We start from the raw sequence: 22,110 nt of genomic DNA, 5'->3' as shown, positions 1-22,110 counted from the left end.
CCTCCCCCGACGGGTCGAGGGGAGCCGGGCCCTTCGTGCGGCCTCAGGCCTTGCGCAGGCGGAACGTGAGGGTCAGGGCCTCGTCCGTGAACGGGGCGCCGTAGGAGTCGTCCGCCTCGCCCCGGGCGAAGTCGGTGGCGAGGACCTCGTCGGCGATGAGACCGGCGTGCCCGGACAGGGCGTCTGCCGTGGCCGGGTCGGTGGCGCTCCAGCGCAGCGCGATGCGGTCGGCCACGTCGAGGCCGCTGTTCTTGCGGGCCTCCTGGATCAGCCGGATCGCGTCACGGGCCAGGCCCGCGCGGCGCAGCTCCTCGGTGATCTCCAGGTCGAGGGCGACCGTGGCGCCGGAGTCGGAGGCGACCGACCAGCCCTCGCGCGGGGTCTCGGTGATGATCACCTCGTCGGGGGCCAGCGTGATCGTCTCGCCGTCGACCTCGACGGACGCCGTGCCCTCGCGCAGGGCGAGGGAGAGCGCGGCCGCGTCGGCGTTCGCGACCGCCTTGGCCACGTCCTGGACGCGCTTGCCGAACCGCTTGCCCAGCGCGCGGAAGTTGGCCTTGGCGGTGGTGTCGACCAGCGAGCCGCCCACCTCGGAGAGCGAGGCCAGGGACTCGACGTTCAGCTCCTCCGTGATCTGCGCGTGCAGCTCGGGGGAGAGGGCGTCGAACCCGGCGGCGGCCACCAGCGCGCGGCGCAGCGGCTGGCGGGTCTTCACGCCGGACTCCGCGCGCGTGGCGCGGCCCAGCTCCACCAGACGGCGGACCAGGACCATCTGCTTCGACAGCTCCGGGTCGATCGCCGAGAGGTCCGCCTCGGGCCAGGACGACAGGTGCACCGACTCCGGGGCGCCGGGGGTGACCGGCACGACCAGGTCCTGCCAGACCCGCTCGGTGATGAACGGGGTCAGCGGCGCCATCAGCCTGGTGACCGTCTCGACGACCTCGTGCAGGGTGCGCAGCGCCGCCTTGTCGCCCTGCCAGAAGCGGCGGCGGGAGCGGCGGACGTACCAGTTGGACAGGTCGTCGACGAAGGCGGAGAGCAGCTTGCCGGCGCGCTGGGTGTCGTAGGCCTCCAGCGACTGCGTCACCTGGTCGGTGAGGGCGTGCAGCTCGGACAGCAGCCAGCGGTCGAGCAGCGGGCGCTCGGCCGGGGCCGGGTCGGCCCCGCTGGGCGCCCAGCCCGACGTACGGGCGTACAGGGCCTGGAAGGCGACCGTGTTCCAGTACGTCAGGAGCGTCTTGCGGACGACCTCCTGGATGGTGCCGTGGCCGACCCGGCGGGCCGCCCACGGAGAGCCGCCGGCCGCCATGAACCAGCGGACCGCGTCGGCGCCGTGCTGGTCCATCAGCGGGATCGGCTGGAGGATGTTGCCCAGGTGCTTGGACATCTTGCGGCCGTCCTCGGCGAGGATGTGGCCGAGGCAGACGACGTTCTCGTAACTGGACTTGTCGAAGACGAGCGTGCCGACCGCCATCAGCGTGTAGAACCAGCCGCGGGTCTGGTCGATGGCCTCGCTGATGAACTGGGCCGGGTAGCGGGACTCGAACAGTTCCTTGTTCTTGTACGGGTAGCCCCACTGCGCGAACGGCATCGACCCCGAGTCGTACCAGGCGTCGATGACCTCCGGCACGCGGGTGGCCGTCGCACCGCAGCCCTCGTGCGGGCAGGCGAAGGTGACGGCGTCGATGAACGGGCGGTGCGGGTCCAGCTCCGACTGGTCCGTGCCGGTCAGCTCGGTGAGCTCCGCGCGCGAGCCGACGACGGTGAGGTGGTCGTCCTCGCAGCGCCAGATGGGCAGCGGGGTGCCCCAGTAGCGGCTGCGGGACAGCGCCCAGTCGATGTTGTTGTTCAGCCAGTCGCCGAACCGGCCGTGCTTGACGGTGTCGGGGAACCAGTTGGTCTTCTCGTTCTCCTGAAGCAGACGGTCCTTGACGGCCGTCGTGCGGATGTACCAGGAGGGCTGCGCGTAGTAGAGCAGCGCGGTGTGGCAGCGCCAGCAGTGCGGATAGCTGTGCTCGTAGGGGATGTGCTTGAACAGCAGGCCGCGCTGCTGGAGGTCCTCGGTGAGCTTTTCGTCCGCCTTCTTGAAGAAGACGCCGCCGACCATCGGCACGGACTCCTCGAAGGTGCCGTCCGGGCGGACCGGGTTCACCACGGGCAGGCCGTAGGAGCGGCAGACCTTGAGGTCGTCCTCGCCGAAGGCGGGGGACTGGTGGACCAGACCGGTGCCGTCCTCGGTGGTGACGTACTCGGCGTTGACGACGTAGTGCGCCTCGGCCGGGAACTCCACGAGCTCGAACGGACGTTGATAGGTCCAGCGCTCCATTTCGGCGCCGGTGAAGGTCTGCCCGGTAGTCTCCCAGCCCTCGCCGAGCGCCTTGGCGAGCAGCGGCTCGGCGACGACGAGCTTCTCCTCGCCGTCGGTGGCGACGACGTAGGTGACCTCCGGGTGCGCGGCCACGGCCGTGTTGGACACCAGGGTCCAGGGGGTCGTCGTCCACACCAGGAGCGCTGCCTGGCCGGCGAGCGGACCGGAGGTGAGCGGGAAACGGACGTACACGGACGGGTCGACGACCGTCTCGTAGCCCTGCGCCAGCTCGTGGTCGGACAGGCCGGTGCCGCAGCGGGGGCACCAGGGGGCGACGCGGTGGTCCTGGACCAGCAGGCCCTTGTCGAAGATCTCCTTCAGCGACCACCAGACGGACTCGATGTACTCGGGGTCCATCGTGACGTAGGCGTCGTCGAGGTCGACCCAGTAGCCCATGCGGGTCGTCAGGTCGGAGAAGGCGTCGGTGTGCCGCAGGACGGACTCGCGGCACCGGGCGTTGAAGTCGGCGATGCCGTACGCCTCGATGTCCTTCTTGCCGCTGAAGCCGAGTTCCTTCTCGACCGCCAGCTCCACCGGGAGGCCGTGGCAGTCCCAGCCGGCCTTGCGGGCCACGTGGTAGCCGCGCATGGTGCGGAAGCGGGGGAAGACGTCCTTGAAGACGCGCGCCTCGATGTGGTGGGCGCCCGGCATGCCGTTCGCGGTGGGCGGGCCCTCGTAGAACACCCACTCGGGGCGGCCCTGGGACTGCTCCAGGCTCTTGGCGAAGATCTTCTGCTCGCGCCAGAAGTCGAGCACCGCGTGCTCGAGGGCGGGCAGGTCGACCTGGGCGGGCACCTGGCGGTACTGCGGCGTTGTCATCTGCGAGCTTCCTCCGGCGGACGTGCTGCCTTCCGTCGGAGGGACGAGAGCCTTCTTGCCTGTCTACGCCGTGTGCGGCGCGCTCCCGCGGTACCACCCTCCTTGGCCCGCCGGGGCGGCCTGCGCTCCGGTGAGCCCCCTCATTGGGGTCGCGATGCCGGTTCTACCAACCCCTGCGGGGTCTTCTTCCGGCGGCTCCGGGGTGATCTTCACGTCGCGCTCGCCCCCGGGCTCCCACCGTCCCCGGGTCGCTCTGGGCTGCGTACGCCGCTACTCGTCCCCATCCACGCTTCTCGCTGCGCCCAGTGTACGGCGCGACGACGACAGCGGCCGACCGGTTTGCGGTGGCCCCGGGCACGGCGCAGGATCGGGTCCGTTATGCCCCGAATGGTGGCGGGAAGGGGAGGGGTGCGTGTTCGGATCGCGGGACGTCCGGCCCGGCGGATTACCGGGCGGGGAGCTGGGCACAACGCAGGCAGGCTTGCCGCGTGGCGTGCGCGAGGCGGGCGAATCGGGCGGTGTGCCCCGTTGCCGCGGGCTCCAAGTCGATTTATCGTCCCAGCACGATTCGCGTGCAAGATCACAATATGTGAAGGGGCCGCGGCCATGGTGGCGAAGAAGACCGCCGTACAGCAGTCGGCGTCCGACCGGGACACGGATGCCTCCGGCGCGGCCAGGGACGCGAAGGCGGGGCGGGCCGTGAAGACGGCGCGGCCCGCCGCCGCGGGGAAGACCGCGAAGACTACGGCCGCGAAGACGGGCGCCGCGAAGACGGCGGCGGCGAAGACGGCGGCCGCGAGGGCGCCCGCCACGAAGCGGGCCGCGGCGAAGAGGACCGCGGCGAAGAGGACCGGCGTGGCGCAGACCGTCCCGGAGGAGGCCGTCCCGGATGCAGCCGTGTCGGAGGAGACCGTCCCGCAGACGTCTGGCGTGGCGGTGACCGCCCCGGAGAAGGCCCCGGAGAAGGCCGCGGAGAAGGCCGCGGCGAAGAAGGCGGCTGCCGGCAGGACGGCCGCCGGGAGGACGGCGGCGAAGAAGGCGGGCGCCGGGAAGACCGCCGCCACGAAGGCGGCGGCCGGGAAGGCCGTCGGCTCCAAGGGCGTGGCGGCGACCAGCGCGGGCAGGAAGAACACGGCCAAGAAGGTGGGCGCGGCCTCGGCCGCGGAGCAGACGGGAGCCACGACTGTGGTTGCGAAGAAGACTCCGGGTACGGCCACGGCGGCGAAGACCGCTGTCCCCAAGGCACGCCTCGCGGCGGCGGAGCCTGGCGAGCTGGCGGTGCGCCCCGGTGAGGATCCGTGGACGCCGGAGGAGGTCGAGGAGGCCCGCGCGGAGCTGCAGTCCGAGATGGAGAGGCTGCGCGCGGAACTGTCCTCGTCCGAGGCGGCCCTGATGGGCCTGATGCGCGACTCGGGGGACGGCGCCGGCGACGACCAGGCCGACACCGGCACCAAGAACATCACACGCGAGCACGAACTGGCGCTGGCCGCCAACGCGCGCGAGATGCTCGACCAGACCGAGCACGCCCTGGAGCGGCTGGACGCCGGCACCTACGGACTGTGCGAGAACTGCGGGAACGCCATCGGCAAGGCCCGCATGCAGGCCTTCCCGCGGGCCACCCTGTGCGTCGAGTGCAAGCAGAAGCAGGAGCGCCGGTACTGATCGCCTGACGGCCGGGGGGTGTGCCGTACCCTCGTCCTCAGTCAGGCACCTAGGTTGAGGGACTCACGTGGCAGAGGCGGAGCGCGTCATCGGTACGCCGGACACCCCAGAGACGGGATCCGAGCCGGAGCAGTCGTCCGGCCCGGGTGAGCAGGAGGGCGCCGGGGCGCGGCCCGGGGGCAAGCGCCGTATCGCCGTGCTCTTCACCGTGGCCGCGTTCGCCTACGCGCTCGACCTGGTGAGCAAGATGCTCGTGGTCGCCAGGCTGGAGCACCACGCGCCGATCGAGATCGTCGGGGACTGGCTCCGGTTCGAGGCGATCCGCAACGCCGGCGCGGCCTTCGGCTTCGGCGAGGCCTTCACCGTGATCTTCACGGTGATCGCCGCGGCCGTGATCGTGGTGATCGCCCGGCTCGCCCGCAAGCTCTACAGCCTGCCCTGGGCGATCGCCCTGGGCCTGCTGCTGGGCGGTGCTCTGGGCAACCTCACCGACCGGATCTTCCGCGCGCCGGGGGTCTTCGAGGGCGCCGTCGTGGACTTCATCGCGCCGAAGCACTTCGCGGTCTTCAACCTCGCCGACTCGGCGATCGTGTGCGGCGGCATCCTGATCGTGCTGCTGTCGTTCCGCGGTCTGGACCCGGACGGCACCGTCCACAAGGACTGAGCCCCGCGCCCGAGCCCCGCGCGCGGGGGCCCGGACCGGCCTCCCGGGGGCGCGATCCGGCCGTCCGGCGGGGGCGGTCGTCCACAGGGCCGTGCGGCGGTGTCGTGCCCGTCCTGCATACTCGACGGGTGAGCACGATTCCCGAGATCCGTACCCTGCCCGTGCCGGACGGCCTGGAGGGCGAGCGCGTCGACGCCGCCATCTCCCGCATGTTCGGCTTCTCCCGTACGAAGGCCGCCGAGCTGGCCGCGGCGGGGAAGGTCATGGTCGACGGCTCGGTGGTCGGCAAGTCCGAGCGGGTCAGCGGCGGCGCCTGGCTGGAGGTAGAGATGCCCCAGGCCCCGGCGCCGGTGCAGATCGTCGCCGAGCCGGTCGAGGGCATGGAGATCGTCCATGACGACGACGACGTGGTCGTCATCGTCAAGCCGGTCGGCGTGGCCGCGCACCCCTCGCCCGGCTGGAGCGGGCCGACGGTGATCGGCGGGCTGGCCGCCGCCGGCTACCGGATCTCCACCTCCGGCGCGGCCGAGCGCCAGGGCATCGTGCACCGCCTGGACGTCGGCACGTCCGGCCTGATGGTCGTCGCCAAGTCGGAGCGGGCGTACACGTCGCTGAAGCGCCAGTTCAAGGAGCGCACGGTCGACAAGCGCTACCACACGCTCGTCCAGGGCCATCCCGACCCGACCAGCGGCACCATCGACGCCCCCATCGGCCGCCACCCCCAGCACGACTACAAGTGGGCGGTCACGGCCGAGGGCAAGCCGTCCGTCACGCACTACGACCTGATCGAGGCGTTCCGCGCGGCCTCCCTGCTGGACGTGAAGCTGGAGACGGGCCGCACGCACCAGATCCGCGTGCACATGGCCGCCCACCGCCACCCCTGCGTGGGGGACCTGACGTACGGCGCGGACCCCACCCTCGCCAAGCGGCTGGGCCTCACCCGGCAGTGGCTGCACGCCGTGCGGCTCGGCTTCGAGCACCCCGGCGACGGGCAGTGGGCGGAGTTCGCCAGCGACTACCCCGAGGACCTGGCCAAGGCCCTCGACCAGGTCCGCGAGGAGACCTACGGATGACCGGCGCGCCCGCGTACACGGTGCGTGTCGCCGGGGACCTCGCCGACCGGGAGGCGTGCTTCGCCGTCCGCAAGGAGGTCTTCGTCGGCGAGCAGGGCGTCCCCGAGGACCTGGAGTACGACGAGCACGACGCCGGCGCCGTGCACGTGCTGGCGGTCGCCGACGACGGGCGGCCGCTCGGCGCCGGACGCCTGCTGTACGGCGAGGCGGCCGCGCCCAGGACCGGCGATCCGTCGGTCGGCTCGCTGGGGCGGCTCGCCGTGACCCGCGAGGCGCGCGGGCTGGGCGTCGGCGCGGCGCTGGTGCGGGGCATCGAGGACGCGGCACGCGCGCGCGGGCTCGCGGCGGTGGACCTGCACGCGCAGACGCACGCGTTGGGATTCTACGAACGGCTGGGGTACAAGGCCTACGGACCGGAGGACCTGGAGGCGGGCATCCCGCACCGGTCCATGCGGCGTTCGCTGTAGCGGGCGCGAGGCGTGCGACGCTGGGGGTCCGGAGGTTCTTGATCGTCTAGACCCGGAGCGCTGACCGTGGATCAGTTGGCCCTGTTGTTCGTCCTGCTGCTCGGGGCCGTGGTGAGCGTCCCCGTCGGGGACCGGTTCGGACTGCCCGCTCCGGTGCTGATGACCCTGCTGGGGATCGTCCTCGCGGTGCTCGACTTCGTGCCCAACGTGGAAGTCCCGCCCGACCTGATCCTGCCCCTCCTGCTGCCGCCGCTGCTGTACGCGGCGGTGCGGCGGACCTCCTGGCGCCAGTTCGCCGCGAACGTGCGGCCCATCTTCCTGCTCGCCGTGGCGCTCGTCTTCGTCACCACGATCTGCGTGGCGGCCGTGGCCCACACCATCGTGCCCGGCCTGCCGCTGGCCGCCGCCGTCGCGCTGGGGGCGCTCGTCGCGCCTCCGGACCCCGTGGCGGCGACCGCCGTGGCCGGACAGCTCGGCCTGCCCCGCCGGCTGGTGTCCATCCTGGAGGGCGAGGGGCTGTTCAACGACGTCACGGCCATCGTGCTCTACCACGTCGCGATCGCGGCGGCCGTGAGCGGGAGCTTCTCGCCCTGGCGGGCCGGGCTCGACCTGGTGCTGTCCGCCGTGGTGGCCGTGGTCGTGGGCGTCGCGCTCGGCTGGGGCGCCAACCGGCTGCTGGACGTCCTCGGTGACACCACGCTGCAGATCGGCCTGACGCTGCTGGTGCCGTACGCCTCGTACGTGCTGGCGGAGGAGTTCCACGGGTCCGGGGTGCTGGCCGTGCTGACGACCGCCCTGTTCCTCGCCGAGTACGCCACCGATCCCGACGACGTGCTGACCCGGCTGGCCGGCCACACCTTCTGGGACATCATCGACACCCTCGTCACGGGCGTCGCCTTCGGACTGATCGGCCTGGAACTGCACAACGCGATCCGCACGGCCGCCGGGCGGTGGGAGGAGATGCTCGGGTGGGCCGGGGTGATCGTGGCGGTGGTCGTCGTCGTACGGCTGCTGTGGCTCATGCCGGCGACCTGGCTGACGCAACGCCTGCACGCCAGGAAGGACCACCTGGAGGACATCCCGACCAACTGGCGCGAGACCGTCGTCATGTGGTGGTCCGGGATGCGGGGAGTGGCCTCGGTGGCGCTGGCGCTGGCCGTCCCGCTGAAGACCGACGACGGGGGCCCCTTCCCGGAACGGGACGTGATCGTCTTCATCGCGTTCGGCGTGATCATGGCGACGCTGGTGCTCCAGGGGCTCACCCTGCCGTGGCTGGTGAAGCGGCTCGGCGTGCAGGCCGACACCGGCCGGGAGAAGGAGTTCGAGAAGGAGCTGGCGGTGCGGGCCGCGACGGCGGCGAAGAAGCGGCTGCGCGAGATCGAGTCCGAGGAGGACCTCTCCGAGGAACTGGCCGAGCAGATGCTGCGCCGGGCCTTCGACATCGGGCTGCGGATCAGTCCGGACGTCGGGGAGGACGAGCGGCGCGAGGGTCACGAGCAGCGGGTGCGCCGGCTCAAGCGGGTCCGGCGGATCCAGAACGAGATGCTGAGCGCGGCCCGGCACGAGGTGGTCGCCGCCCGCAACGAGACCGGCGCCGACCCCGAGATCGTCGACCGGGTGCTGCGTCACCTGGACGTGCGCAGCCTGCGCTGAGGCCGGCCGACGGTCCGGCCGGGGCTGTGCGGTAGGCGCCTCGGCGAGACCCGCGCCGGCCGGGCGGGCGGCGCGCGCCTCGCCGGCACGGCCGCCACCCGGCGCCGAGGGCCGCCATCCGGCGCACGCCTGGTCGCCGCCGGGACGCGCGACCTTCCAGGCCGCCGAAGTCACTCCGGCCGCCGAAGTCACTCCGGCTGCCGAAGTCACTCCGGCCGCTGAAGGCACTCCAGCCGTCGAAGCCACTCCGACGCGTCGAAGCCGTGGGGGGCCGCCGAAGCCGTCCCGGCCGGCGGGGGCGCCGGGTGGGACGGTTTCGGTGTTCAGCGGGGCGTGCGGCGTGGGACGGTTTCGGCGTTCAGCGGGGCGTGCGGGGTGCTTCGGAGGTGCGGCGGGCCACGCCGTCGGGGGAGGAGCTCTGGGCCGGCAGACGGCCCGGCGGTACGGCCGCGTGCGCGGTGTTGACCCGCGGCAGCGCGTACGGGTGCTCCTTCGACAGCCAGCGGATCATCTCCTCGCGGACCCTGACCCGTACCGTCCAGATGTCGTCGGAGTCCTTGGCCGTGACCAGCGCCCGCACCTGCATGGTGTTGGGCGTGGTGTCGGTGACGTCCAGACCGTAGGCGCGGCCGTCCCAGGCCGGGCACTCGCGCAGGATGTCGCGCAGCTTCTCCCGCATCGCCTCCAGCGGCGCCGCGTGGTCGACGTGCCAGTAGACGATGCCGGTCATCTGCGGCGTGCCGCGCGACCAGTTCTCGAACGGCTTCGACGTGAAGTACGACACGGGCATCGTGATGCGGCGCTCGTCCCAGGTGCGCACGGTCAGGAAGGTCAGGGTGATCTCCTCGACCGTGCCCCACTCGCCGTCCACCACGACCGTGTCGCCGATGCGCACCATGTCGCCGAACGCGATCTGCAGGCCGGCGAACAGGTTGCTCAGCGTGGACTGGGCGGCCACACCGGCGACGATGCCGAGGATCCCGGCCGAGGCCAGCAGGGAGGCGCCCGCCGCGCGCATCGCGGGGAAGGTCAGCAGCATCGCGGCGGCCGCGACCGTGCCGACGACGGCCGAGACCACCCGCATGATCAGCGACACCTGGGTCCGCACCCTGCGCACCCGGGCCGCGTCGCGGTGCATGCGCGCGTAGTGCGAGTACGACGTCTCGACGACCGCCCCGGCGATCCGGATCACCAGCCAGGCGGCCGAGCCGATCAGCACCAGGGTGAGAGTGCGGCCGATGCCGACCTTGTGGTCCTCCAGCATCTGCGCCTGGTCGTAGGAGCCTCTCAGCATCGCCGCGCACAGCACCAGCTGATACGGGATGCGACCACGGCGCAGCAGCCCCCAGAGTGAGGTCTCGGGGTGCCGTCGGTCGGCCTTGCACAGCAGACGGTCGGTGGCCCAGCCGATGAGGAAGGTGAGCACCACCGATCCGCCCACCACGATCACGGGGCGGAGCAGGTTCTCCATGCCTTCGAACGTAACCGGGTCCACCCGGCCTTGAACCTGCCACTTCTGTGAGGAGGCGCACGCGCGGCGCTGTCAGCGCAGGCTGGCACCATGGGCGCATGAACATCATGCTCTTCCATTCGACCTACGGTCCGCGGCCCGCGGTGTCCGCCGCGGCGGACCGGCTGCGCGCCGCCGGACACGAGGTCAGCACCCCGGACCTCTTCGACGGGCGCACGTTCGACACGGTCGAGGAGGGCATGGCGTACAAGGAGGAGATCGGCAAGGACGAGCTGCTGAGGAGAGCCGTGCTGGCCGCCGCGCCCTACTCGGAGCGCGGGCTGGTGTACGCCGGGTTCTCGCTGGGCGCGTCGATCGCCCAGACCCTCGCCCTCGGCGACGACAAGGCCCGCGGCCTGCTGCTCCTGCACGGCACCTCGGACCTCGCGCCGAACGTCACGGTGGACGACCTGCCGGTACAGCTGCACGTGGCCGAGCCGGACCCGTTCGAGACCGACGACTGGCTGAGCGCCTGGTACCTGCAGATGGGCCGGGCCGGCGCCGACGTGGAGGTGTACCGGTACGCGGGCGCCGGCCACCTGTACACCGACCCCGGCCTGCCCGACTACGACGAGGAGGCCGCCGAGGCCACCTGGCGGGTGGCGCTCGGCTTCCTCGGCACCCTGTGACCGGAGCCCCGTGAGCCGGAGCCCCGTGCCCGGAGGCCCGTGAGCCGGAGTCCCGGGACCGGACCGCCGGGCGGAGGGGTCCGCCCGGCCGCCCGGCCGCCCGGCTACACCGGGTCGTACGTGCGCTCCACCTTCTGCGTGCCGCTGCGCGTGCGGTACGAGCGCGACCACGAGGAGGTCGCGGCGGGGTTGGTCCGGTCGGACACGACGTAGTAGTCCATCTGCGCGCGTTCGGCGGTGACGTCCAGGACGCCGTAGCCGTGCCGGTCGGTGTCCACGAAGTGCACATGCCGGTTGGCGGCCCGGATGACCGGGGAGGCGACCGCGGTGAGGACGCCCTCGGGGACCTTCACGATGTCGTCGAGGTTGTCGGAGGTCATCGAGGTGACCACGAACTCCGCGGCGGCCGAGGCCGACAGGGGGTAGGTCCCGGCGTCCACCGGCACGTCGTTGGCCCACGCCATGTGGATGTCGCCGGTCAGGAAGACCGTGTTGCGGATGGCGTTCGAGCGCAGATGGGCGAGGAGTTCACGGCGGTCGTCGGTGTAACCGTCCCACTGGTCGGTGTTGAGGCCGAGGCCGTCCTCGGGCAGCCCGAGCAGCTTGGCGAGCGGCTTGAACAGGTCCGCGGAGAGGGAGCCGATCACGAACGGCGAGATCATCACCGAGTTGCCGACCAGCCGCCAGGCGGTGTCGGACGCCTTCAGCCCGGCCTTCAGCCAGTCCAGTTGGGCTCGGCCGGTGATCGTGCGGTCCGGGTCGTCCACGGCGCCCTTGCCGACGGCGACCTGCTGGGAGCGGAAGGACCGCAGATCGAGCAGCGACAGGTCGGCGAGCTTGCCGAAGCGCAGCCGGCGGTAGGTGGTGCCGGCTATCGCGGGGCGGACCGGCATCCACTCGAAGTAGGCCTGCTTGGCGGCCGCCTGACGGGCCGACCAGGCGCCCTCGGCACCCTCGGTGTGGTTCTCCGCGCCGCCCGACCAGGTGTCGTTGGCGAACTCGTGGTCGTCCCAGATCGCGATGACCGGGGCCTTGGCGTGCAGCGACTGGAGGTCCGGGTCGGTTTTGTACGTGCCGTGCCGGGTGCGGTAGTCGGCGAGCGTGAGGATCTCGTGGGTGGGCGCTGTCTGGCGGACGACGGTGCCGCGCGTGCCGTACTGGCCGGTGCCGTACTCGTAGATGTAGTCGCCGAGGTGCAGCCAGGCGTCCAGGTCGCCGCGGGCCGCGAGGTGGCGGTACGCGGAGAAGTAGCCGGCCTCCCAGTTGGCGCAGGAGACCACGCCGAAGCGCAGGCCGCTCACCGCCGCGTCCGCCGCCGGCGCGGTGCGGGTGCGCGCCACCGGGGAGTCGACGCCGCCGGCCGAGAAGCGGAACCAGTAGTCGGTGGCGGGCGCGAGGCCGCGGATGTCGGCCTTGACGGTGTGGTCGGAGGCGGCGGTCGCGGTGGTCGTCCCCCGGGAGACGACGTCCGTCAGCGCCTTGTCCCGGGCGACGACCCAGCTCACCTCGGTGTCCGGGCCGAGTCCGGAGCCCGGGGCCGCCTCGGCGGTGGGCGTCACCCGGGTCCACAGCAGGACGCCGTCGGGCAGGGGGTCTCCGGAGGCGAGGCCGTGCAGGAAGGCGGGCGTGTCCGTGGCGGCCCGCGCGGGCAGGGCGGCGGCGAGCGGGCCGGCCAGGACAGCGGTCGCCGCCGCGGCCTTGACGACCGTACGGCGGCGCGGGGAGAGGGAGTTGACTCCCTCGGGCGATGTGGAGGCTCTGTATCGACTGGTCACGGCGCATCAGGTTACTGATCGGTACCCCAGCGCGTGAGTGAACTCCCGAATCGGACGCACGTCCTGTCGGACGCGAACGGACTCCCGAACGACGAAGCGCCCCCTCGGACCCGATGACGGAATTCCGAGGGGGCGTGCCGGGCCGTCGCGGAACCGGCCGGATGTCAGCCGGTTCGGACCCCGGTCAGCAGTGCTTCACCGTGCCCGACTTGAGAGCCAGGTGTCCGCTGTAGATCCATCCCTCGTTCACGCGGACCCACTGGTTGCCGAAGCTGTTGACGGTGAAGCACCAGGCGTTCAGGTTGTGACCCGGCGCCATGCTCATCACCGCCGTGCACTTCGACGAGGGCTCGTTGTACGCCTTCGCGCCGCCGACGACCACGACAACCCCGTTGGATATGTTGCTCGCCGACACGTGATCGCAGGCCGCGGCAGCCGCCGGGCCCGCGGCCGCCACGTTCACCGCGATGCCGCTCACGGCCAGCGCGGTCGCTCCCAGAGCCCCCGCCAGCTTCTTGTGGAATCCCATGTACACCCTCGTTCGCTTGCCAAGGTCGTCTGACGAACCTTGATTCAACCCGCTGCCGGTGGAGCCCCACCACAAGGTTTCCGCCAAAAGCCGGGCCGAAGTGGACGGCGGTGGCGGGGAGCCTCCGGGCGCCGCCGGCCGGCGGGAGGGCCACTGAAGAGGGCGAGGCGCAATCGCCTGACGTGCGAGCCGAAAGCCACAACCCGAAAGTCGAAAGGGAAGTGTCCCGGGCCTGAAGCCGGCCCGGGGCACTTCCCTTTCTCACGGCTGTGGAACCAGGGCGTGTTGCGCCCTAGGAGCCGAGAGCCTTCTGAATGCCGGTGTTGAAGTCGGCGACCGACATGGGGGCGCTCTTGCCGTCGCTGCCGGTGACGGCCTTGCCGTCCATGAGCAGGGTCGGGGTCCCCTGGAAGCCGTACTTCTTCGCGTCCGTGTCGAACTTGCTGCTCATCACGAGGGCCCACTTGTCGTAGGTCCCCTTCTTCACGGCATTCTGGAACGCCGCGTTGCCCTTGAGGGCGCTCACCGTGTCCGCCACCTTGATCAGGTAGTCGTCGCTGTTGAACTTGTCGTCCTGCTCGTCCGGGTGGTATTTCGCCGAGTAAAGGGCGGTCTTGTACTCGAGGAAAGCCTCGGGGCTGACGTTCAGGGCCGCGCCCAGTGCGCTCAGCGCGCTCTTGGAGCCCTCGCCCGGGATGTTGTTGTCGATGAAGGTGGCGCCGACGTACTGGATCTTGAACTTGCCGGCGTCGAGGTCCTGCTTGACCGTCGGGCCGACCGTCTGCTCGAACTGGGCGCAGACCGGGCAGCGCGGGTCCTCGTACATCACGAGGGTCTTCTTGGCGGTGCTCTTCCCGACGACGACGGTCGTGCCGTCCGCCCCGGTGCTGTTGGCCGGCTTGACCAGCTTCTGCTTCTTCACCGCGTCCCAGCCGCTGGGCTTGTTGGCCTGGACGACGGCGTAGCCTATGCCGCCGGCCGCGGCCAGGACGCCGACGACCGAGAGCGCGACGATGATCTGGCGCTTGGTCTTGGCGCGCTTGGCCTCGCGCTCGCGCTCGATGCGCAGCCGCTCCCGGGCCGCCGTCTTGGACGCGGCGCTGTTCCGCTTGCTCATGGTGATCTCCAAAGGGGACGCGCACGTCTCGTGCGCGGAAGTTCGTGTGGGGACTGGACTCGGTACGGGAGGTGGTGCCCGGCGTGCCCGGTCTGTGCGGACGTGTCCGTGCGGACGTGTCCGTCCAGACGTGCGTCCGTGCGGACGTGTGTCCGGGGTGGGGACGCGTCTTCGTGCGGACGTGTCGTCGCGCGGGCGTGTGGTCCGTCAGACCGTGGCGGGCGAGCGCGGCGGTCCACGCCGTCCCAGGGAGTGCACGAGCAGCCGGTCGCGGGCGGTGGCCGCGCGGTGCGCGGGCCGCGGCAGGCGGCGGGCCGCCGGGGCGCGTCGTACGTTCACGGCGGCCACCGCGATCAGCAGGGGCCGGAAGGTGGTCGCCGTGGCCGCCCGGAGCAACTGGACGAGAGCCCGCTCGCCCCGGCGCAGCCAGGCGGCGGCGAGCAGGCCGACGCCGATGTGCGCGGCGAGCAGCAGCCAGGCGGTGACCGGGTGGACCTGGGCGAGGTGGCCGCCCAGCCCCGTGGGGTCGGGACCGCCCGCGACCTGTGCCAGTGGAGAGCCGACCGGCGTCCCGTCGCCGCACAGCACGTCCCAGCCGACCGAGGCCAGCGGGCCGGCCACGGGGCCGCCCGCCCGGCCGTAGCAGACGTGCTGCCCGGTGGTGAAGACGGTGTCGGCGGCCAGCTCCAGCGGGATCAGCAGGGCGGCGATGCGCCCGAAGCCGCGCTCGCGGCCGGCGAGGGCGTACGCGAGGGCGAACACGGCGGCCGCGACGGCGGCCACCGTGTTGAGCGGCAGCGGGGCCCGCGACAGCAGCACGTGGGACGCGCTGCTGAGTGTCACGACGAAGGCCGTGAACAGTGCCGCGCGTACGGCTCTGAGGCGGGTCCCGGATATGTCCATTGCGCAGGAGAGTGTGCCACGTGCCGCTGTAGGAAGCCGCTAAAGGGTCCCTGTGAGCGGCGGACCGTTAGAGACCTGGGATCCGGCCGTTGCGGAACAGGTCGACGAAGATCTGGTGGTCGGCACGCGCGCGGGCGCCGTAGGCGTGCGCGAAGTCGACCAGCAGCGGCGCGAAGCCGTCCTCGTCGGCGGCGATGGCGGCGTCGATGGCCCGCTCCGTGGAGAAGGGCACCAGCGACTCGCCGGACTGGTCGTCCGCGGCCGCGTGCATGGTGGCCGTGGCCCGGCCCAGGTCGGCGACGACGCCCGCGATCTCCTCCGGGTCGTCGATGTCGCCCCAGTTCAGGTCGACCGCGTACGGCGAGACCTCGGCGACCAGCTGTCCCGCGCCGTCCAGCTCGGTCCAGCCCAGCCAGGGGTCGGCGTGCGCCTGGAGGGCGCGCTGGGAGATCACCGTGCGGTGGCCCTCGTGCCGGAAGTAGCCGCGGATCGCCGGATCGGTGATGTGCCGGGAGACGGCAGGCGTCTGGGCCTGCTTGATGTAGATCACCACGTCGTTCTCCAGGGCGTCGCTGTTGCCCTCCAGGAGGATGTTGTACGACGGCAGGCCGGCCGAGCCGATGCCGATGCCGCGGCGGCCGACGACGTCCTTGACGCGGTAGGAGTCGGGGCGGGCCAGCGAGGACTCCGGCAGCGTCTCCAGATAGCCGTCGAAGGCGGCCAGGACCTTGTAGCGGGTCGCCGCGTCCAGCTCGATGGAGCCGCCGCCCGGCGCGAAGCGGCGCTCGAAGTCACGGATCTCCGTCATCGAGTCCAGCAGCCCGAAGCGGGTCAGCGAGCGGGCGTCGCGCAGCGCGTCCAGCAGCGGGCCCTGGGCGGTGTCCAGGGTGAAGGGCGGCACCTCGTCGCTCTTGGCGCCGGTGGCGAGCGCGTGCACGCGCTCGCGGTAGGCGCCCGCGTAGATCTCCACCAGCTCGCTGATCTGGTCGTCGGAGAGCGCCTTCGCGTACCCGATCAGGGCGAGCGAGGCGGACAGGCGCTTGAGGTCCCAGGTGAAGGGGCCGACGTAGGCCTCGTCGAAGTCGTTGACGTTGAAGATCAGCCGGCCCGTGGCGTCCATGTACGTGCCGAAGTTCTCCGCGTGCAGGTCGCCGTGGATCCACACGCGCGAGGTGCGGTCGTCGAGGAACGGGCCGCCCCGCTTCTCCGCGTCCAGGTCGTGGTAGAAGAGGCCCGCCGTGCCCCGGTAGAACGCGAACGCCGAGGCCGCCATCTTCCGGAACTTCACGCGGAACGCGGCCGGGTCGGCGGCCAGGAGCTCGCCGAACGCGGTGTCGAAGACGGCGAGGATCTGCTCGCCGCGGTGCTCGTCGTCGAGCTGCGGAACCGACATCGCTGGGTGCCTCCTGGTGCATGACGTGTACGACAGCGTTTCTGCCGTCTCCAACGGGCGGAGCCGTGCGAAAGTGCCCGTGCCCCTCGCTGTGAAGGTACGCGGGGGAGCGCCCGCGGTGTCAGTGGCGAGGCATAGACTTCGACGCTGTCCCCCGGACCGTCCGCAACCCGTGGGGCGCCCGTAGACCCCTGGTTCCCTGGAGGCCGCAACCGTGTCGAAGCCGCCGTTCACGCACCTGCACGTCCACACCCAGTACTCGCTGCTGGACGGTGCCGCGCGGCTCAAGGACATGTTCGACGCGTGCAACGAGATGGGCATGACGCACATCGCGATGTCCGACCACGGCAACCTGCACGGGGCCTACGACTTCTTCCACACCGCGAAGAAGGCCGGAGTCACCCCGATCATCGGGATCGAGGCGTACGTCGCCCCCGAGTCGCGGCGCAACAAGCGCAAGATCCAGTGGGGCCAGCCGCACCAGAAGCGCGACGACGTGTCCGGTTCCGGCGGCTACACCCACAAGACGATCTGGGCGGCGAACGCGACGGGCCTGCACAACCTCTTCCGGCTGTCCTCGGACGCGTACGCCGAGGGCTGGCTCCAGAAGTGGCCCCGGATGGACAAGGAGACCATCTCCCAGTGGTCCGAGGGGCTCATCGCCTCCACCGGCTGCCCCTCCGGCGAGCTCCAGACCCGGCTGCGCCTGGGCCAGTTCGACGAGGCCCTGAAGTCGGCCGCCGAGTACCAGGACATCTTCGGCAAGGACCGCTACTTCCTGGAGCTGATGGACCACGGCATCGACATCGAGCACCGGGTCCGCGACGGTCTGCTGGAGATCGGCAAGAAGCTCGGCATCCCGCCGCTGGTGACGAACGACTCGCACTACACGTACGCGCACGAGGCGACCGCGCACGACGCGCTGCTGTGCATCCAGACCGGCAAGAACCTCTCCGACCCGGACCGCTTCCGCTTCGACGGCACCGGCTACTACCTGAAGTCCACGGAGGAGATGTACGCCATCGACTCCTCGGACGCCTGGCAGGAGGGCTGCGCCAACACCCTCCTGGTGGCCGAGCAGGTCGACACCACCGGCATGTTCCAGGCCAGGAACCTCATGCCGAAGTTCGACATCCCCGAGGGCTACACCGAGGTCAGCTGGTTCAAGGAGGAGGTCCGCCGGGGCATGGAGCGCCGCTTCCCCGGCGGCATCCCCGACGACCGGCAGCGGCAGGTCGAGTACGAGATGGACGTCATCATCCAGATGGGGTTCCCGGGGTACTTCCTCGTCGTCGCCGACTTCATCATGTGGGCCAAGAACAACGGCATCGCGGTCGGCCCCGGCCGAGGCTCGGCGGCGGGCTCGATCGTCGCCTACGCCATGGGCATCACCGACCTCGACCCCATCCCGCACGGTCTGATCTTCGAGCGGTTCCTCAACCCCGAGCGCGTCTCCATGCCCGACGTCGACATCGACTTCGACGAGCGCAGGCGCGTCGAGGTGATCCGCTACGTGACCGAGAAGTACGGCGCCGACAAGGTCGCCATGATCGGCACCTACGGCAAGATCAAGGCGAAGAACGCCATCAAGGACTCCGCGCGCGTGCTGGGCTACCCGTACGCGATGGGCGACCGCCTCACCAAGGCCATGCCCGCCGACGTCCTGGGCAAGGGCATCGACCTGAACGGCATCACCGACCCCTCGCACCCGCGCTACAGCGAGGCCGGCGAGATCCGCGCGATGTACGAGAACGAGCCGGACGTCAAGAAGGTCATCGACACCGCCAAGGGCGTCGAGGGCCTGGTCCGGCAGATGGGCGTGCACGCCGCCGGCGTCATCATGTCCAGCGAGACCATCACCGAGCACGTGCCCGTCTGGGTCCGGCACACCGACGGCGTGACCATCACGCAGTGGGACTACCCGAGCTGCGAGTCGCTCGGCCTGCTGAAGATGGACTTCCTGGGCCTGCGCAACCTGACGATCATGGACGACGCCGTCAAGATGGTGAAGTCCAACAAGGGCGTCGACCTGGAGCTGCTCAGCCTCCCGCTCGACGACCCCAAGACCTTCGAACTGCTCCAGCGCGGCGAGACCCTGGGCGTCTTCCAGTTCGACGGCGGCCCCATGCGTTCGCTGCTGCGTCTGATGAAGCCGGACAACTTCGAGGACATCTCCGCCGTCTCGGCGCTGTACCGGCCCGGCCCGATGGGCATGGACTCGCACACCAACTACGCCCTGCGCAAGAACAAGCTCCAGGAGATCACCCCGATCCACAAGGAGCTGGAGGAGCCGCTCGAAGAGGTCCTGGCGGTCACCTACGGCCTGATCGTCTACCAGGAGCAGGTGCAGAAGGCGGCCCAGATCATCGCGGGCTACTCGCTCGGCGAGGCCGACATCCTGCGCCGCGTGATGGGCAAGAAGAAGCCCGACGAGCTGGCGAAGAACTTCACGATCTTCCAGGCCGGCGCCCAGAAGAACGGCTACAGCGACGAGGCGATCCAGGCCCTGTGGGACGTCCTGGTGCCGTTCGCCGGCTACGCGTTCAACAAGGCGCACTCCGCCGCGTACGGACTGGTGTCGTACTGGACGGCCTATCTGAAGGCGAACTACCCGGCCGAGTACATGGCCGCGCTGCTCACCTCGGTCAAGGACGACAAGGACAAGTCCGCGATCTACCTCAACGAGTGCCGGCGCATGGGCATCAAGGTGCTCCCGCCGAACGTCAACGAGTCCGTGCACAACTTCGCCGCTCAGGGCGACGACGTGATCCTCTTCGGGCTGGAGGCCGTCCGCAACGTCGGCACCAACGTGGTCGACTCGATCATCAGGAGCCGCAAGGCCAAGGGCAAGTACGCCTCCTTCCCCGACTACCTCGACAAGGTCGAGGCGGTCGCCTGCAACAAGCGCACCACGGAGTCGCTGATCAAGGCCGGCGCCTTCGACACCATGGGGCACACCCGCAAGGGCCTCACCGCGCAGTTCGAGCCGATGATCGACAACGTGGTCGCGGTCAAGCGCAAGGAGGCCGAGGGCCAGTTCGACCTGTTCGGCGGGATGGGCGAGGAGGACACCAGCGAGCCCGGCTTCGGACTCGACGTCGAGTTCACCACCGACGAGTGGGAGAAGACGTATCTGCTCGCCCAGGAGCGGGAGATGCTCGGCCTGTACGTCTCCGACCACCCGCTCTTCGGCCTGGAGCACGTGCTGTCCGACAAGGCCGACGCGGGCATCGCCCAGCTCACCGGCGGCGAGCACGCGGACGGCGCGGTGGTGACCATCGGCGGCATCATCTCCGGCCTTCAGCGCAAGATGACCAAGCAGGGCAACGCCTGGGCGATCGCCACCGTGGAGGACCTCGCGGGCTCCATCGAGTGCATGTTCTTCCCCGCGACCTACCAGCTCGTCTCCACCCAACTCGTCGAGGACGCCGTCGTCTTCGTCAAGGGCCGCCTCGACAAGCGCGAGGACGTGCCGCGGCTCGTCGCGATGGAACTCCAGGTCCCCGACCTGTCCCATGCGGGCACCAACGCGCCCGTGATCCTCACCATCCCCGCCACCCGGGTCACCCCGCCGATGATCAACCGCCTCGGTGAGATCCTCACCCACCACCGGGGCGACAGCGAGGTGCGGATCAGGCTCCAGGGCCCGACGAAGACGACCGTGCTGCGTCTGGACCGGCACCGCGTCAAGCCCGATCCCGCCCTGTTCGGCGATCTGAAGGTGCTGCTCGGCCCGTCCTGCCTGGCCGGCTGATCACACGACGACGCGGCTGAGGGGCGCATCCGGCACCGGATGCGCCCCTCGCTGTGTCCGGGCTGCAACGGCCCGTCGTGCCGACGTCAGTTGTGGCCGAAGCGCTTCTGGCGGCCCTTGCGGGCCATGTCGGCGGGTGTCACCTGGGCGATGTGCTGCTCGGCCTGGGTCTCCATCGTGGACGGCCGTGCCGTCTGCTGACCACGCTCGGACTGCGGCTGCTTACGTTCCTGCTTCTTGTTCTTGGCCATGGTGCTCTGCCTCCTGGGGGGATCTAGGGGCCAGGGCCGGGACCAGATTCACATAGGCTGACTTACGACGCATTTCGGATAATTACCGTCTGTAACAGGGGTTGTCGGCGCGCACGTGCCCGAAACGCCACGCCGAAGATCGAGTTCGGGCCGTTAACCTCCGCGCCGTCGGGCAGACTCGAAGGAAGCCCGAAGCAAACCTCCCGGAAAGAGGGTGAGTCGTGTGGACCGCTGCATCGTCCTGGTGGACGCCGGGTATCTGCTGGGGGCGGCCGCGAGTCTCCTCGCCGGAGAGCCCTCGCGATCCCGGATCACCGTCGACCACGCCGCCCTCGTCCAGGGCCTGCGCGAACAGGCCGAGTCCGAGACCGAGCGGCCGCTGCTGCGCATCTACTGGTTCGACGGCGCACCCGACCGCGTTCCGCAGCCGGAGCACCGCAGACTGCGGGTGATGCCCCGGGTGACCGTCCGGCTGGGCGCCCTGACCCGCAGCGACGGGCGGTGGGCCCAGAAGGGCGTCGACGCCGCCATGCACGCCGAACTGACCGAGCTGGCCCGCAACCGCGCCTGCTCCGACGTCGTCCTCGTCACCGGCGACGGCGATCTGCTGCCCGGGATGATGGCCGCCAAGGAGCACGGCGTCGCCGTCCACCTGTGGGCCGTGCAGGCCGCCGACGGCGACTACAACCAGTCCGAGGACCTGGTCGCCGAGGCCGACGAACGGCGCGTCCTGGACCGCATCTGGATCACCAAGGCCGTCCGCGCGAAGGAACTGGGCGGGATCTGCGCGCCGCCGCCCGTCCCCCGCCCCGAGATCGCCGCCATCCTCTCCGCCCCGCTGCCCGACTCCGGCCTCGCGCCGACCGCCGAACGCGCCCCCGACGAGCCCGAGCACCCCTCCGGGGGCGGCGGCTCCGACAGCGGCGTCCAGGAACGCGTCCCCGCCCCCAAGGGCGTGCCCACCCCGAAGGACCTGGCCGCCCTGCGCGCCCCCGGCGCCCACCCCGCCCCGCACCCCGCCACCGCCACCCTGCGCTGGTCCTCCGACAAGGGCTGGGTCGACCGCCCCGGCACCGCCCCCGAGCCCTCCGACATCGCCTCGATGCCGACGCTCGCGCAGGTCACCACGGCCGAGCAGCGGTGGGCCGACCGCGAGGAGGACATCACCACCGTCGGCGGCGACCCCTACGAGGTGGGCCAGGTCTTCGCCCGCCGCTGGATGGGCCGCCTCGGCGACCAGGGCCATCTGCAGAAGCTGTCCGGCATGTATCCGCGGATCCCGCACCGCATCGACGGCGAGCTGCTCAGGTACGCCGCCCGCTTCGGCCTGCTCGCCCACAAGGACGACCAGATCGACGAACACGACCGCTACGCCATCCGGGCGGGCTTCTGGCGCGAGATCGACGTCCGCACGGCTGCCGAGCACGCTCCGGCGGGGGACTGAACCGGGTCCCCCGGCCGCCCCCGACGGCGAGCGGAGGTCCCTGACCCCGTAGTCTCGTGCCTTGTGAGTACGCGCGCGGCATCGGCACTTCGGCACGGG

Annotated in this window: 16 protein-coding genes; 8 read left to right on the top strand and 8 right to left on the bottom strand. The window is 71.0% G+C overall.

What is annotated here, in order from left to right; translation table 11 throughout:
• Positions 1-43: 43 nt before the first annotated feature.
• Positions 44-3,187: an isoleucine--tRNA ligase gene (gene ileS / locus OG802_RS09250; protein ID WP_329408934.1), complete on the bottom strand. Its 3,144-nt coding sequence runs from the start codon at positions 3,185-3,187 to the stop codon at positions 44-46.
• A 606-nt stretch (positions 3,188-3,793) separates the two neighbouring features.
• Between ileS and OG802_RS09245 the strand changes: the two genes are divergently transcribed.
• The 5 genes from OG802_RS09245 (at position 3,794) to OG802_RS09225 (ending at position 8,706) form a co-directional block, all read left to right on the top strand.
• Positions 3,794-4,849 carry a TraR/DksA family transcriptional regulator gene (locus tag OG802_RS09245; protein ID WP_329408932.1) on the top strand — a complete coding sequence of 352 codons (1,056 nt, stop codon included), beginning with the start codon at positions 3,794-3,796 and terminating at the stop codon, positions 4,847-4,849.
• A gap of 67 nt (positions 4,850-4,916) precedes the next feature.
• Positions 4,917-5,513, top strand: a complete 597-nt coding sequence (gene lspA / locus OG802_RS09240) for a signal peptidase II (RefSeq protein WP_329408931.1) — start codon at positions 4,917-4,919, stop codon at positions 5,511-5,513.
• A 128-nt stretch (positions 5,514-5,641) separates the two neighbouring features.
• Positions 5,642-6,586, top strand: coding sequence for an RluA family pseudouridine synthase (locus tag OG802_RS09235; protein ID WP_069772595.1), 945 nt, complete (start codon positions 5,642-5,644; stop codon positions 6,584-6,586).
• Complete coding sequence (locus OG802_RS09230) at positions 6,583-7,053, top strand: GNAT family N-acetyltransferase (RefSeq protein WP_329408929.1); 471 nt, start codon at positions 6,583-6,585, stop codon at positions 7,051-7,053. Before OG802_RS09235 ends, OG802_RS09230 begins: the two co-directional genes overlap by 4 nt.
• 66 nt (positions 7,054-7,119) lie before the next feature.
• On the top strand, positions 7,120-8,706 hold the full coding sequence (locus OG802_RS09225) for a Na+/H+ antiporter (RefSeq protein ID WP_329408927.1): 1,587 nt from the start codon (positions 7,120-7,122) through the stop codon (positions 8,704-8,706).
• Between the two features lie 358 nt (positions 8,707-9,064).
• Here the strand turns inward: OG802_RS09225 and OG802_RS09220 are convergent, their stop codons facing one another.
• Positions 9,065-10,177: a mechanosensitive ion channel family protein gene (locus tag OG802_RS09220; RefSeq protein WP_329408926.1), complete on the bottom strand. Its 1,113-nt coding sequence runs from the start codon at positions 10,175-10,177 to the stop codon at positions 9,065-9,067.
• Positions 10,178-10,275: 98 nt separating this feature from the next.
• Here OG802_RS09220 and OG802_RS09215 point away from each other — a divergent pair, with 98 nt between their 5' ends.
• Positions 10,276-10,845: a dienelactone hydrolase family protein gene (locus OG802_RS09215; RefSeq protein WP_329408924.1), complete on the top strand. Its 570-nt coding sequence runs from the start codon at positions 10,276-10,278 to the stop codon at positions 10,843-10,845.
• Positions 10,846-10,949: 104 nt separating this feature from the next.
• Here OG802_RS09215 and OG802_RS09210 read toward each other — a convergent pair whose 3' ends face one another.
• From OG802_RS09210 to OG802_RS09190, 5 genes are all read right to left on the bottom strand, one after another.
• A complete protein-coding gene (locus OG802_RS09210; protein ID WP_329408922.1) occupies positions 10,950-12,620 on the bottom strand; it encodes an alkaline phosphatase D family protein in 1,671 nt (556 codons plus the stop codon).
• Between the two features lie 184 nt (positions 12,621-12,804).
• Complete coding sequence (locus OG802_RS09205; protein ID WP_329408920.1) at positions 12,805-13,149, bottom strand: hypothetical protein; 345 nt, start codon at positions 13,147-13,149, stop codon at positions 12,805-12,807.
• A gap of 292 nt (positions 13,150-13,441) precedes the next feature.
• Positions 13,442-14,266: a thioredoxin domain-containing protein gene (locus tag OG802_RS09200; protein WP_329408918.1), complete on the bottom strand. Its 825-nt coding sequence runs from the start codon at positions 14,264-14,266 to the stop codon at positions 13,442-13,444.
• Positions 14,267-14,473: 207 nt separating this feature from the next.
• On the bottom strand, positions 14,474-15,169 hold the full coding sequence (locus OG802_RS09195) for a hypothetical protein (protein ID WP_329408915.1): 696 nt from the start codon (positions 15,167-15,169) through the stop codon (positions 14,474-14,476).
• 67 nt (positions 15,170-15,236) lie between these two features.
• Positions 15,237-16,562 (bottom strand): DUF2252 domain-containing protein, encoded by a 1,326-nt coding sequence (locus tag OG802_RS09190; protein WP_329408913.1) that lies wholly within the window; start codon positions 16,560-16,562, stop codon positions 15,237-15,239.
• A gap of 214 nt (positions 16,563-16,776) precedes the next feature.
• On the opposite strand from OG802_RS09190, the gene dnaE reads away from it, so the two are divergent.
• Positions 16,777-20,316: a DNA polymerase III subunit alpha gene (gene dnaE / locus OG802_RS09185; RefSeq protein WP_329408912.1), complete on the top strand. Its 3,540-nt coding sequence runs from the start codon at positions 16,777-16,779 to the stop codon at positions 20,314-20,316.
• Positions 20,317-20,402: 86 nt separating this feature from the next.
• Here dnaE and OG802_RS09180 read toward each other — a convergent pair whose 3' ends face one another.
• Complete coding sequence (locus tag OG802_RS09180) at positions 20,403-20,567, bottom strand: hypothetical protein (RefSeq protein WP_329408910.1); 165 nt, start codon at positions 20,565-20,567, stop codon at positions 20,403-20,405.
• Positions 20,568-20,790: 223 nt separating this feature from the next.
• Between OG802_RS09180 and OG802_RS09175 the strand changes: the two genes are divergently transcribed.
• Complete coding sequence (locus OG802_RS09175) at positions 20,791-22,011, top strand: NYN domain-containing protein (RefSeq protein WP_329408908.1); 1,221 nt, start codon at positions 20,791-20,793, stop codon at positions 22,009-22,011.
• The last annotated feature ends 99 nt before the right edge of the window (positions 22,012-22,110 follow it).

The sequence above is a fragment of the Streptomyces sp. NBC_00704 genome, assembly GCF_036226605.1.
Taxonomy (GTDB): Bacteria; Actinomycetota; Actinomycetes; order Streptomycetales; family Streptomycetaceae; genus Streptomyces.
The sequence above is the reverse complement of the archived record's forward strand: the minus strand, read 5'-3'. Positions and strand labels throughout refer to the sequence as shown.

Bases quoted from the DNA above. Each gene is read 5' to 3' on its own strand.
- ileS (WP_329408934.1), bottom strand. From the start codon at position 3,187: ATGACAACGCCGCAGTACCGCCAGGTGCCCGCCCAGGTCGACCTGCCC.
- OG802_RS09245 (WP_329408932.1), top strand. From the start codon at position 3,794: ATGGTGGCGAAGAAGACCGCCGTACAGCAGTCGGCGTCCGACCGGGAC.
- OG802_RS09230 (WP_329408929.1), top strand. From the start codon at position 6,583: ATGACCGGCGCGCCCGCGTACACGGTGCGTGTCGCCGGGGACCTCGCC.
- OG802_RS09220 (WP_329408926.1), bottom strand. From the start codon at position 10,177: ATGGAGAACCTGCTCCGCCCCGTGATCGTGGTGGGCGGATCGGTGGTG.
- OG802_RS09215 (WP_329408924.1), top strand. From the start codon at position 10,276: ATGAACATCATGCTCTTCCATTCGACCTACGGTCCGCGGCCCGCGGTG.
- OG802_RS09205 (WP_329408920.1), bottom strand. From the start codon at position 13,149: ATGGGATTCCACAAGAAGCTGGCGGGGGCTCTGGGAGCGACCGCGCTG.
- OG802_RS09200 (WP_329408918.1), bottom strand. From the start codon at position 14,266: ATGAGCAAGCGGAACAGCGCCGCGTCCAAGACGGCGGCCCGGGAGCGG.
- OG802_RS09195 (WP_329408915.1), bottom strand. From the start codon at position 15,169: ATGGACATATCCGGGACCCGCCTCAGAGCCGTACGCGCGGCACTGTTC.
- OG802_RS09190 (WP_329408913.1), bottom strand. From the start codon at position 16,562: ATGTCGGTTCCGCAGCTCGACGACGAGCACCGCGGCGAGCAGATCCTC.
- OG802_RS09180 (WP_329408910.1), bottom strand. From the start codon at position 20,567: ATGGCCAAGAACAAGAAGCAGGAACGTAAGCAGCCGCAGTCCGAGCGT.